The 11,109-nt window shown below is 56.2% G+C and carries 12 protein-coding genes; 9 read left to right on the top strand and 3 right to left on the bottom strand.

Translation table 11 applies throughout. The features are described 5' to 3' along the window. Positions 1-296: 296 nt before the first annotated feature. The 3 genes from ACGLHT_RS23495 to ACGLHT_RS23485 are packed head-to-tail and all read left to right on the top strand — an operon-like array spanning position 297 to position 2,965. Positions 297-1,268 (top strand): DNA replication terminus site-binding protein, encoded by a 972-nt coding sequence (locus ACGLHT_RS23495; protein WP_274120941.1) that lies wholly within the window; start codon positions 297-299, stop codon positions 1,266-1,268. A gap of 14 nt (positions 1,269-1,282) precedes the next feature. After that, positions 1,283-1,828 carry a tetratricopeptide repeat protein gene (locus ACGLHT_RS23490; protein ID WP_274120942.1) on the top strand — a complete coding sequence of 182 codons (546 nt, stop codon included), beginning with the start codon at positions 1,283-1,285 and terminating at the stop codon, positions 1,826-1,828. Between the two features lie 3 nt (positions 1,829-1,831). After that, positions 1,832-2,965 (top strand): hypothetical protein, encoded by a 1,134-nt coding sequence (locus ACGLHT_RS23485; protein WP_274120943.1) that lies wholly within the window; start codon positions 1,832-1,834, stop codon positions 2,963-2,965. Between the two features lie 450 nt (positions 2,966-3,415). Here the strand turns inward: ACGLHT_RS23485 and ACGLHT_RS23480 are convergent, their stop codons facing one another. Next, complete coding sequence (locus tag ACGLHT_RS23480; RefSeq protein WP_010794320.1) at positions 3,416-3,784, bottom strand: PilZ domain-containing protein; 369 nt, start codon at positions 3,782-3,784, stop codon at positions 3,416-3,418. 208 nt (positions 3,785-3,992) lie between these two features. Further along, positions 3,993-4,292 (bottom strand): hypothetical protein, encoded by a 300-nt coding sequence (locus ACGLHT_RS23475; protein ID WP_274120944.1) that lies wholly within the window; start codon positions 4,290-4,292, stop codon positions 3,993-3,995. On the opposite strand from ACGLHT_RS23475, the gene ACGLHT_RS23470 reads away from it, so the two are divergent. The 6 genes from ACGLHT_RS23470 (at position 4,291) to ACGLHT_RS23445 (ending at position 7,129) form a co-directional block, all read left to right on the top strand. Beyond that, positions 4,291-4,938: a hypothetical protein gene (locus tag ACGLHT_RS23470; protein ID WP_274120945.1), complete on the top strand. Its 648-nt coding sequence runs from the start codon at positions 4,291-4,293 to the stop codon at positions 4,936-4,938. The two genes, ACGLHT_RS23475 and ACGLHT_RS23470, sit on opposite strands and share 2 nt — an antisense overlap. Beyond that, entirely contained in the window at positions 4,935-5,198 is a 264-nt protein-coding gene (locus ACGLHT_RS23465) for a hypothetical protein (protein ID WP_010792533.1), read from the top strand. Before ACGLHT_RS23470 ends, ACGLHT_RS23465 begins: the two co-directional genes overlap by 4 nt. 75 nt (positions 5,199-5,273) lie before the next feature. Further along, on the top strand, positions 5,274-5,717 hold the full coding sequence (locus ACGLHT_RS23460) for a hypothetical protein (protein WP_010792534.1): 444 nt from the start codon (positions 5,274-5,276) through the stop codon (positions 5,715-5,717). Beyond that, complete coding sequence (locus ACGLHT_RS23455) at positions 5,687-6,397, top strand: Crp/Fnr family transcriptional regulator (protein ID WP_274120946.1); 711 nt, start codon at positions 5,687-5,689, stop codon at positions 6,395-6,397. Before ACGLHT_RS23460 ends, ACGLHT_RS23455 begins: the two co-directional genes overlap by 31 nt. Next, complete coding sequence (locus ACGLHT_RS23450) at positions 6,387-6,608, top strand: hypothetical protein (RefSeq protein WP_010792536.1); 222 nt, start codon at positions 6,387-6,389, stop codon at positions 6,606-6,608. Before ACGLHT_RS23455 ends, ACGLHT_RS23450 begins: the two co-directional genes overlap by 11 nt. Further along, positions 6,605-7,129 carry a hypothetical protein gene (locus ACGLHT_RS23445; protein WP_274120947.1) on the top strand — a complete coding sequence of 175 codons (525 nt, stop codon included), beginning with the start codon at positions 6,605-6,607 and terminating at the stop codon, positions 7,127-7,129. Before ACGLHT_RS23450 ends, ACGLHT_RS23445 begins: the two co-directional genes overlap by 4 nt. Positions 7,130-7,138: 9 nt before the next feature. On the opposite strand, the gene ACGLHT_RS23440 is transcribed toward ACGLHT_RS23445, so the two are convergent. Beyond that, positions 7,139-10,483, bottom strand: a complete 3,345-nt coding sequence (locus ACGLHT_RS23440) for an exodeoxyribonuclease V subunit beta (protein WP_274120948.1) — start codon at positions 10,481-10,483, stop codon at positions 7,139-7,141. Positions 10,484-11,109 lie beyond the last annotated feature (626 nt).

Genomic DNA, 11,109 nt, shown 5'->3' with positions numbered 1-11,109 from the left:
GCTCGCGGCGGCCAAAAACGGAGAACTGAGCGGGTTACCTGGTCGATTTTGATCGACGGCCCGCTTTCAAAAGCAGCAAGGGCTGAAGTCGACCGGAAATACAGGGTTACTTCAGACCTTCCCTAGCTCTAGTGCCTGCTGGATGATGGATTTCTTCATTCCCCTCAAAATAACGCTTGGTCCTCCATTTCCCACCTGGTTCCCGCAAGCTTTGACACTACGGAGATAGCCACGATGCCTTCATTTCCCTTTCTCGGCCGTTAAAGTGTCGATATCAAACTAAACGGTGTATGCGAATGAGCTTCCCCCGGACCATCGAAGAAGAATGCAGGGAGCTGATACCAACCCTGGACAAGTCACTCAAGGAACTGGCCTTCTTGCTGGAGAAATCGAAAGCACATATCCGGATCGACGCCCTTTTCCAGGTGCCTCTCAGGAAGTCTCCTACGGTTGACAAGAATGCTGCGATCGAAATCTCCACGCCAGATGGCGAGACGGGAATTTCCCTTGCCATTGAAACCCTGACAACCATTTGGCTGGGTGAGGGGCAAAGTGCCAAGGAAACTCTTCGCTCTCCTGGTGCCATAGGTCTGCCCGCATTGGCTTTGGATCGAATCCGCGAAACCAATAGGCTTCGAATGCATCTGTTCGACCTGATCGAGAAGGCCAAGCCTGCTGAGCGGAAGCGGATCTGGAAAGCGAAAGATCACTACGGCATATCCAGCCTGCAGGCTATGCGGGTAACCCCGATTCTGCATGACCCCCAGCTGATTCGCTTCTACTGGGATACGGGCACGATAACGAAGCGATGGTTGGTGCGGGACCTGATCAAGGTCTGTGAAGACGAGCTTCATGCCACCTTTGGCCACCGGCCATCTCGTGACGATGTAGTTCAAGGCTCGGTGGAAAGCAGCGTGCTGCTTTCGCTTGAACAGCTTGAGAAATTGCCTCTTGATGAGCAGGTAGCGGTTCATCGACTAGGTACTCCCCATATACGGGCAAGGGTGACCGATGGTGACATTGAGCCGTACATCTGCTCTGCGCCGGTGCCGTTCGTTTATGACGTTTCCTGTGCCCGGCCGCTCATAAAGCCTTTAAAGAACTACTGCCCAATGGAAGAAAAAAAGAAGCGCTCGATACGAGCGCTTTTGGAACCAGAGCCTCGCGTACCGGGAATGAACGTTCACCAGTACGACGTGAAGCACAGGGCTTTTGGGGCGTTTGAATCACGTAGCCGTGGGCGCAACAAGCGAGCAGCGCAAGAATGATAGGGAACACGAATTTGAGCCGTGCAGTAGACACCAAGAGCCGAGAAACCCTCCTGCGGCTTGCCAGCCTCACCAGAGATCTCTCATCCAATGATGATCGCTGCCGAGGGAATGCGTACCGCGACTTGCTGGAGCTTGCCGAGGAGGGAAGCAGCGATGCGATGTTCCAGGTTGCCCGGTGCTTGAATCAGGGGATTGGCGTGGAAGTCGATCAGGTCAAGAGCGATCACTGGCTCAGATTGGCGTGTGTGACCAATCCCCCTTCGAAGGTCGCCCTCTACTCATTCGGCATGCAGAACCTTCTTCGCAAACGACCCGATGCGGACCCCATGCTCGGTCTCAATCTCATCGAGCGTGCTGCCACTGCGGGATACGTGACGGCGATCCTCGAGCTGGTAAAGCTCCTGGAGAACGGTACCGCTGACATCGTTCCTGATCTCCGCAGGGCATACCGCCTGCTAGCAGGCGCGATTACTGACCACTCCGATATGAAGCTGCACGAAGCCTATCTCAGCTTTGTCGAGCGCAACCAACCACTCTCTATGCTTCTGGACTCCTGATTCATGTACCAAATTCAGTGCAAACGCCTTGTCGACCAACTGGCCTTCGGCCTGTCGTTGTCCCAGGCTGAAGCCATAGTTGCCCGGGCCTATGGACGCGAGAGTTACAGCAGCACCTCTGACACCTTCGGTCCAGAAATCCCTGGGCTCCAGGCGATTCGCACTCCCGCGGAGATTCTTCTGCTTGAACGACCTCAACAAATGGTCGAGTTCATGCGCATGGTCTTGAACCTCACCCTGCCTGGCCCTGAGCCCGTTCACCAGCAGATCCCGCCGAAGAACTTGGTGGCAACCATGTACAACTTTGGCAACTTCGACGCCCTGGTGACGTATGTGAAGAACGATCCGATCGATCCAAACGATGACAAGCCCGAAACTCTTCTGAAGTTCAAGAACCGTTACGGCTACATGGCGAACTCTCAGGTGATCATGGGTCGGGGATATCATGGGCATACCTTGGTAGCCCAACCCGATGCCAAGTTGGCCAGCCGCTACATCGATCAAGAGGCGATCCTGAACAAGCTGAATGGGCTGCAGGTGATCATCGTTCGAGATCGGGTGGACGGTGACAGCTACATCAATCACTACAGCCGCAACCACCTGGTGATGCGACACGCTGCATCTGAAGACCTGAGTTCGCTGATACTCGGCTCTCGTGCAAAGGATGCCTGTCTCACTGTCTCGATCGTTCCTGCAGAACGGTATTCGCTTGAAGCGATCATTGCGCCTCATGTCGCAGCGTTGACGAAGAATTCACCGGCCGGCCGCTCTATTATCCTGGACGGCTTGAATATCGATGAGGATTCAGCGAGCTTCCAGGCAGGCCTGCGTTTAGCAAGCAGCCAGGGCATCAACGTTGTGCTCATGGCCCCGGTCCTCAAGGCATCGCAGTGGGACCATTTCGAAACCCGACTGATCTTCGGGTTCGATCTGCAAATGGCTCAGACTGCGAATGCTGAGATGAACCGGGCTATCGTCCAGGCGGCGCCTTACGTAGGGCTCAAAGGGGACAGAATGCAGTTCCTCTACTACTCGGCTGCATCCGGGGCGCGCTATGGGGCTATCCCGCTGATTCCCGAAGAGGAGAAGCGGGCCCCGCTTCTCAAGCGAATCTTCGGCAGTCCAGCCCGAGCTTAGCCCCTAACGCCCTCCCTGAGGGCGTTTTCAGTTTCGCATGCGAAACTCGGCTCATGGAACTTTTTCAAGCCACGACGGTCGTACGTCATGCCCGGGCATAGTGAATCGCCTACGAAATGGTGTGTTTAGTCGGTTGCGTCCGATGCCATCTGTTGATCTCGAATGCTCAGTCTGAGACAGAACCTCAATTTCTGCTAAATTGATTCTGAAATGAAGGCTATTGGCCTTCTCACAGGCTTCCGCTTCGGTGAAAATGTGGGCGCAGGGGCAATTGTGTCGCTTAACGCCACGCCTTGTCCCTTCTGCCATGGCAGAGGTACTGAATTTTGCTTTTTGGGGAAACGCATTAGGTCCCTATCCTAAGACACCCCCCCCCTCAACATCGTCTGTGGTGCGCGCGTTTCCCCGACTTATAAATGCCCGACTCCATGAGTCGGGCATTTTATTCTTCTAGGCCACTGGTCGGTACCGATCCTGCAGCTGCAGCAGGAAACCTTTTTCGCGACGGTCCGCCTCGGGCTCACTTAGGGCTACCCCAACTCGGAACTGGTGGGTGATCGGGTCCTTAGAGCAGTTGGCAACGGTGCCTTCGAAATCCATCACCCCGCCATCCTTTTCGGTCAGGCGCAACAGCACCTGATCACCGATCCCGATTTTCTTGTCCGTCAGAACCAGCGCGCCGGCGTAGGAGATGTCGCGCACCCGGCAATCTCCCCACCCCGCAAGGAAACCGAGCACCCCCTTGGTCTTGATCTGTTGCTTTTGCAGCGAGTTCTCTGGAATCGCGTACCGCGTATAACGACGATTGGCTGCCGTCATTCAAACGTCCTCATTTCGTACTTCTTGGGTGCATCAGCGACCGAAAATCCCGAGGGCAATTTGGCTGGTAGCTGTACAGGTACTCCATAGTATCAATGGCTTCCAACGTTTCGAGCCAAAAGCTATGCCCGCGATTTCCTCTTTCCTCACTTGGCCCAGGACCTGCTCTACCCGCTCTCACATCATCCCTTGGCAGCTCCATGCCCCACTATTCCTGGTCGTGTTTGCTTTTGTTTCGGCGCTGAACTCGATTCCCAGTGATGGGAGCTGGCGTGATCTGACGCTGAATCAGGTGCTGGAAGACTTTGGGGTTTTCATCTTCTTCACGGCGTTGTGGTGTGGGATCTACTGTCATTTCCGCAGGACTGTCGACTTGACTTGGCTGCTGATCATTTTCGTGCTTGCGATCTGCCAAGAGGAGTTCAACCTTTGGAACAAGCTGTGGCAACAGATCTGCCTTTGGGCATGAGATTTCTTCCAGCGAGCGCCAGCGCGGAGACGTGTTCATGATGGCTCTCGTGTTCGGATCATTGTTGGTCAGGTTTGTATTAGGGGGATTCAAGTCCTTCTTTCGTATCCACATCACCTTTTTCATCTGCGTTTTCGTCACCTTTCAGGGGTGGATTCATTTCATCTTCCCCTACTACATCCAGCAGCACTTGCTGAACGAACGGTTGACTTACCAGAAGGAACTCACCGCTACCTACGAAGGCCGTTTCCGCTTTCAGTGCGATCATCTCCCCATCACCTGTTTCGAGTGGGTGGGTGATGCGGTTCCGGTCACCTCGATCGCCAAACACGTTTCGACTGAGTCCATCACCCAAGTGCTGCAGTCGGTGGGCAATGCAACAACGAGTCTGACCGGCTGGCTGAGTGTGGTTGACCGAGGTGACGTAGAGGTTTTCCGAGGAGTTGATGCCAACCAGAAAGTGCTGGTTACGCTGTACAAGAATCACGAGCTGTACCGCGTTGTCGTCGACGACGAATACCCAACAGAGGCCCACAATGTGATCAGCTCAGCCTTACTCTCTTTCGCCACGCCTTTTGCGCTGGTCTGGTTTTTCGGCGGACTGTGGGTGGTTTTCATGCACCAGGCCCGGGTGTACCGGATAAAGTACGGCAAGCAATTCAGAGCAATGGAGAATCACCAGTGAAGCTGTTGGAGTCCTGGAAAAAGGCTGCGATCGAAGCGGCGCTCGACCGGCACAAGAAAACCCTCACCACTGTGCTCGAACTGGATGATCGAGCTCTACTCGATAGCTATGACCTGGTGTTGGGGATGCTGGCGGGGCCCAAAAGCATCCAGGTCAGGCGGAACCCGCGGGTACTGGATGTGCTGCGCATCCGTGGAAGCCAACGCTCCTTTGAAAAAGCCGTCTACCACGCGCGCAAGGCGCTGACCTACCAACAATAATTTTCACGAAACCCTGAAATAGGGGCAGTCAGTTTCCACTATTAGGGAAACTGACTGCCTCGAGGGGCTCGTTGAATGCTTGTGGAAGCAAAAACCCATGTTGCTTGGGACCTGGCCTCGCCCCGAGCGAAGCGAAGCCAATTTCGCGCCGACAGCTTCTACGTCGTTATCGACGGCTTGCACATCCAGACCGTTCGACAAGCTGCAACTCTGATCAAGAATGCCCTCCTCTCCATTGAGGGCGTACAGGTCAGGGGACCCCTGGCGCTGAAAACTGAGCGCCGGCGCTATGTCTTCCTTCGAGAAATGGTGAGTAAGGGCCAGAAGGGGCTCCGCATTCCTGAAGCGAAGCGACTCAGAAATGTCCTTCTGGTGATGAACCCCACGTCCATCGCTGTAGCGTCTCTGATCGCCTTACCCGTTCCATCAGGGGTGAACCTGCGGATAGAGACGTACCAAGCGCAATACGAACTGAAGGACCCTGCCAAATGCCAAACAGCACAGCCAAGCGACAAGTGACTGTGTCGGTACTCTCCACGCCAGAACCCAGCTGGTTCAAGAGTTCCTCGCTGACCGCGGGTAGCTGGGCTAGCTGGTTAATGATGGCGCACCAATACGGCCGAGTGGTCGACCAACCAGCCGGCATTGAAATCGACGCAAATCACGGTGACTTCTACATCCTCCTCAACGGGACGATGGTTGTTTCGACCGTCCCGCCGGACCCGAACTTGAAACCGCTATTCATTGACACACTGCGGCGCGGCGACATCATCGTTCCTTCCCGACATACCGACCTGAAATTCACCTATGTGGTCCGAGGCAGCGCTTCGCTCCTGAAAGTATCGAAGGACAAGTTCAACGCCTTCATGAACGACATGAAGAACAGCGAGGTCGTGCTGATGGCGGCCGAGCTGAACCTTCTGACCAAGCACGCAACCGCGGCTTCGACGGTGCAAATGAAGGACCAGGACAAGATCTGGCGTGTAGTCGTGAATCTGGCTTCCCACCCCGATGTCGCGCACCGGCCGGGTGGTGTAGAGGTGAAGGCCACGAGGGAAGAAATCCGCCGCCTCGCGGGCGTGGAACGCCGCTCAGCTTCTCGTGCCTTCCACCTGTTCCAGGAAAAGGGACTGGTTGTCTTCAGCGGCTACAAACGTTTCTTCTTTGCACATGGCAAGGAGGGCCTCAATGCCGACTGAAGCCAATATTGCGGTAAGCAAAATCGCTGCATACGCTGAGTCACCGGACGATTACATCAGGGCTGGCGGTAAAGCCTACAACGCAAAAGCTACCCGCTACGGTAATCGCGCTCATGAGACTATCGGCAAGGCGCCGAGCAAACTCGCCTTCCTCATAGGTGCCGGCCTGCTCATCGCTGCTCTGATCTACTTCGAGGTTCTACCTCAATGAACCTGATCGTAGTCATTGCTGTACTGTTAGCCGCATTTTTCCTCTACTTCGCCGTCAAGGGAAAATCCAAGGACGATATTTTCCGGGCTTTCGGTCTTGATCCGGCAGCTTACGAGTTAATCAGCTCCGATCTTGGGAAAGGGCATGCAAGGAAGAGAATTCGCTGGCGTGGTGTCGGTGGGGAGCCTGACGCAATCTTCCGCCATAAGCGTAGCGGTAGGATCATCGTCGGCGAGTTCAAGAGTCGGCGATGGGCCAGGCGTGTCCGGCCGAGGGAGTATTTTCAGATCGTGCTCTACATCGGTATCGCCCGGGCCGAATTCACCTCCAACAATGTGCTTGGAGTCCTCGCTTTCAAGGACAAGGTTCTGGAGATCGAGCACCACCCCCAGTTGTTCTCCAACCTGATTCAACTCCGAGCTGAGGTTCTTGCCTCGATGAAAAAGAAGAAGGCGCTTAATTCGCGCCCTCTCCTTTCCAGATTCCGGTTCTCGCTACCATTCAAACTGGAGCGCTTCTGACCTCAGGTCTCAGGCCACCTCAACCAGGCGGTCTACTGCCGGCAGGAAGAGCGCCAGCTTCACTGGCAGGGTGACACCGGCATCTTGGACCGCCTGCTTGTATTCCCGCATTTTGGGCGCATACCGATTCACTTCCCGGCTGAGGAACTGCTCAACAGGCATTCCTTCCGGGCAGTCCGGTGTTTTCCAGTCAATGATCCAGTACACCCCATCATCAACGAAGGGGCGGTCCAGGTATCGATGCACCCACCGCGAGTTTCGGTAGGAACTGACCTGGACTTCTTGGCCACCACTCTCCCGCTTTTTGAGAATCCACCGACCATGGGTGCTGCTGATAGTCCGCTCCACCAGGTGGTGGATTCGCGCAACACCAGCAGGGACTTCAGCGGCGGGATAACCTTCACGACGCAGAAGTGCGGCGATCGCCTGTTTCTTGGTTTGCAACCGCTCGATGCTCCAGGCCTCGATCCCTTCTTTGGAAATCAACTCGACGACTCGGTGATAAACAACCCCGATGGTCTTCGCTCGGTAGTCATTACCCTCCTCTTCCCTCAACTCGTCTGCCAGTTCGTTCTCGGTCGGGATCTGATCGTTACTCGCCGCAGGGATGAAGATGCCGCGCGGTAGTTCGACGGTGAACGATGCGCTCAGTCGCGCCTTCGAGGGAACCTCTACTGACACGTCAGCGGTAATGGGTACACCCGGTTCAGCCTCGTAGAAGTCCTCCTCAAGCTCAGGCCAGAGGCAGCTCAGCAGCGAACCGGAAGCTACTCGGATCGGCTTGTCCTCGTCGAATTTGTCGACAGCCGCCAGCAGGTAGCAATCGCATTTGGCGCGGGTAGTACCCACGTACGCCAGGCGCGACACCTCATCCAAGATGTCCTTCTTGACTTGTCGACCGATGAACTTGAAAAGCCGGCTCTCTGGAGAGGATTCGTCTTGGTCACCAACATTCGGGGCCAGGGCAAAGGTGCCGGCCAGGTTGCGCCAGTAGAACAGCGGTGTGTCGTCGGTTGCACCGGTTCGATTAAGGCCTGGCAGGATGACGCTATCGTATTCGAGGCCCTTGGCGTTGTGGATTGTCATGACCTGGACAACCCCTGCTTTGGGTGATGCGTAGAGGTTATCCAGGGCACGGAAGAACGCTTGCGGGTCCTGCAGGGCCCCGTTGCTCGTGTGCTGAGCGAGCACGCGGAAGACGGTCTCCACATCAGCCATTTCGACGGAATCAACGGTAGCAGGGCCGCCCAGGGCAACCCAGGCGGCTTTCGCGGCCCAAACCAACTCAGTGCCGCGCGCGGAGCGTTCGATACGCTCCATTACCTTGTTCAGGCGCTCAACACGCACTTGGCCATCTGGGCTCAGAGTGGCAATCAGCTGATCATCATTCAGGGCACCACGGATCACCTTGCTGCCCTGAGCAATGATCCGGCAATCGTCCCACGAAAGGCCTACGAACGCCGAACGGAGCATTGCCAACCACGAGGTACGATCAGCTGCGTGCCAGAGGGCGCGGATCAACGCGATTACTTCAGACACAGGGGCAGATTCGGCGATCGGATCGATATTCTGGCCAGCCGTAGGAATTCCCGCTTCCTTCAGGGCTGGCAGGATGTGCTTCAGGTGAGACCGGCCACGTACCAGGATAGCAATGGTCTGCTCCGGGTTCTTGGCCAAGGCCTCCTTGATGATCTTCACCACCTCCTGAGCTTCACCAATGGGGCCAGTGGTGATGGGCCGAATATGCACGCCCCCGTCCACGGTTCGAAACGGAATCGACGGCACGAAAGGAAAGTCCGACTTGTCGAACACTTTTCCGTAGGCTCGGTTATTCCACTCCACCACACCCGGCGCAGAGCGGAAATTGACAGTGAGGCGGTGAATCTCCAGAGACTTCGGGCCGAACACCTTGCTCATCACCATGTTGATGAACAGCTCCACGGTTGCTGCTCGGAACAGGTAGATGGATTGGAAACCATCACCACAGAAAAATACCGATCGCGAGTCATCGTCTTCCCAGTGTGCGACCAGGCGCTGCAGTAGCTCGAACTGAGAGGGCGAAGTATCCTGAAACTCGTCCACCATCAGGTGGTTGATACGGTCCTCGTCCAACAGAGCGTCGCCGACTTCGTCACCGAAGCCCAAGGACTGGATTGCGCGCTGAGCTACTTCCTGGAAGTCGATCGTGGCGGTGCCATCGAAGGTGAGGGTTAGGTTCGCGAGCAGGTAGCGCAGAATCACTGTGAAGTGCTGACACATCGCGGCGCTGCCCTGGGGGTACTGCAGGTCTGGGAGAGTCTTGAGCGTGACCAAGGCTTCGCTGTAGAGCTCCACCTTTGGATCGTCCTTCAGCCCCTTGAGCAGGGCGTTCATGTCCTTGGTGAGCGGTTCGCCTGCGGGGAAGCCATTCTTCACGTTGACGGACTTGCGAAGAGTGTTTTCGCTTGTAAGAGCAAACCCGGCAAACCCTCGCAGATAGTCCAGGGAGGTCTGGTTAATGGCCAAAGCGGGACGCTGGGCTGCCCATGCGAAGCCATCGTATACCCCAGAAGCGTGCTGCAGTATGTCCATCGCCTGAGTCAACGGAGAGCCGGCCAGTACCGAGATGGCCTCGGCCGCATGCTTGGCAACCATTTCAGCGATCGCCAGCTCCATGCCTGGGATGTCCAAGGTCATGATCTCGCCGGCCCACTGATCGCGCTTGGAGAGCAGCGCCGAGAACATCGGCACCAGCAGTTCGAAACGGTTGCGGGCAAAAGTGAGCACTGCTTCCAGCGCTTCACGGAGCTCTTCAGGGATGTCATCCGAGTTCACGCTGCCAAGGGTGTCAAGAATCGCGCTGCGGTAGATCAACGCAGGGTCCTCGACGGTTTTACCGCCACCCAGTCCACTCATGATCGGAGTTTTGCCGGCCAGGTAGGCGCAGAAGGCATCGAACGTCATGATGCGCAGGCGAGACGGGTTCAGTATCAGGTTCCAGCCCAGCAGCCGATCACGTTCGAGAACCAGGCGGCCGAGCTGGTACAACGGCTTCTCGTGAGCTTGGACCGGTTCCACTCCTGCGGCAGCCAGGGCCAGGGCACTGGTCACGCGCTCCAGAATCTCGCCGGCAGCCTTCGTAGTGAACGTAATAGCCAGAATCTCTTCCGGGCGCTCTACTACCGTGAGGCAGGCCAGCATGCGGAAGAGGAGCTGAGTGGTTTTTCCTGAACCTGCGGGGGCGAGGAGTGCCAGCGAGCGACGGGGGTCGATGGAGTCCGCCCGGGCTTGGCCGTCATGAGGATTAGCAGCTGCAATGGCTGCAAAGATCGGCTCAAGGTGCTGGATCGCAGGTAGGGATTGGAAAGCGGTCATCAGTGTGGCTCCGTTCGATTGATGGAGCCAGATTAACGACCGCTTTGTGTGCCACCACCCCTTACGGCTGAAGCCAAAAAGCGAGCTCAGGATACTGCGGTAGCGCTCTATACGGAGTCTTACGCCGTACACAGAAGCCACCATGGGAAAGGCCGTTGATGCCTATGTAGGAGTTGGCCTGTAACAGAATCCTGATGTTTCGACCTGAACCGTCGTACTCGTCGTCCTGGATTATTACCTCTGACGGGATTTCCAGGAATCGCCCTGCCGCCCAAGCCCAGGCCGTAACCTCAGGGTCAGTTGCCTGGATCACTGCACGGTAGAGAGGGCTGTCCGGCTCCTGTGCCAGAAACTCAGGATCTTTGAGCATACGGTTGAAGCTTGCATAGAGGTTCCCAGACATCCAGTGGCGGTAACGTTTTGGGACCACAGCCAGGTGCCCAGCCTCATGTAGGAGCCCAGATGCAGGGCAGCGCGGATCTATCTGGAGGCCGCCATCCTTGATCCTGACGTGATCGATAAACCCGGCAGCTCCAGGGACGACTTCCACTGAAAGGCCAATGTCGCGAAGAAAGGAAAGAGCCCTCTCCGCGAACTGACAGAGCATTTCTGGTGGTGAGGTTTGT

It is taken from the genome of Pseudomonas sp. PsB, from assembly GCF_043658375.1.
Taxonomy (GTDB): Bacteria; Pseudomonadota; Gammaproteobacteria; order Pseudomonadales; family Pseudomonadaceae; genus Aquipseudomonas; species Aquipseudomonas putida_Z.
This window is presented reverse-complemented; position numbering and strand designations above follow the sequence as displayed.

What these genes read in the sequence shown, in the direction of transcription:
- ACGLHT_RS23470 (WP_274120945.1), top strand. Translation starts at nt 4,291, where the DNA reads ATGATGGCTCTCGTGTTCGGATCATTGTTGGTCAGGTTTGTATTAGGG.
- ACGLHT_RS23455 (WP_274120946.1), top strand. Translation starts at nt 5,687, where the DNA reads ATGCCAAACAGCACAGCCAAGCGACAAGTGACTGTGTCGGTACTCTCC.
- ACGLHT_RS23445 (WP_274120947.1), top strand. Translation starts at nt 6,605, where the DNA reads ATGAACCTGATCGTAGTCATTGCTGTACTGTTAGCCGCATTTTTCCTC.
- ACGLHT_RS23450 (WP_010792536.1), top strand. Translation starts at nt 6,387, where the DNA reads ATGCCGACTGAAGCCAATATTGCGGTAAGCAAAATCGCTGCATACGCT.
- ACGLHT_RS23440 (WP_274120948.1), bottom strand. Translation starts at nt 10,483, where the DNA reads ATGACCGCTTTCCAATCCCTACCTGCGATCCAGCACCTTGAGCCGATC.
- ACGLHT_RS23475 (WP_274120944.1), bottom strand. Translation starts at nt 4,292, where the DNA reads ATGAACACGTCTCCGCGCTGGCGCTCGCTGGAAGAAATCTCATGCCCA.
- ACGLHT_RS23495 (WP_274120941.1), top strand. Translation starts at nt 297, where the DNA reads ATGAGCTTCCCCCGGACCATCGAAGAAGAATGCAGGGAGCTGATACCA.
- ACGLHT_RS23485 (WP_274120943.1), top strand. Translation starts at nt 1,832, where the DNA reads ATGTACCAAATTCAGTGCAAACGCCTTGTCGACCAACTGGCCTTCGGC.
- ACGLHT_RS23460 (WP_010792534.1), top strand. Translation starts at nt 5,274, where the DNA reads ATGCTTGTGGAAGCAAAAACCCATGTTGCTTGGGACCTGGCCTCGCCC.
- ACGLHT_RS23480 (WP_010794320.1), bottom strand. Translation starts at nt 3,784, where the DNA reads ATGACGGCAGCCAATCGTCGTTATACGCGGTACGCGATTCCAGAGAAC.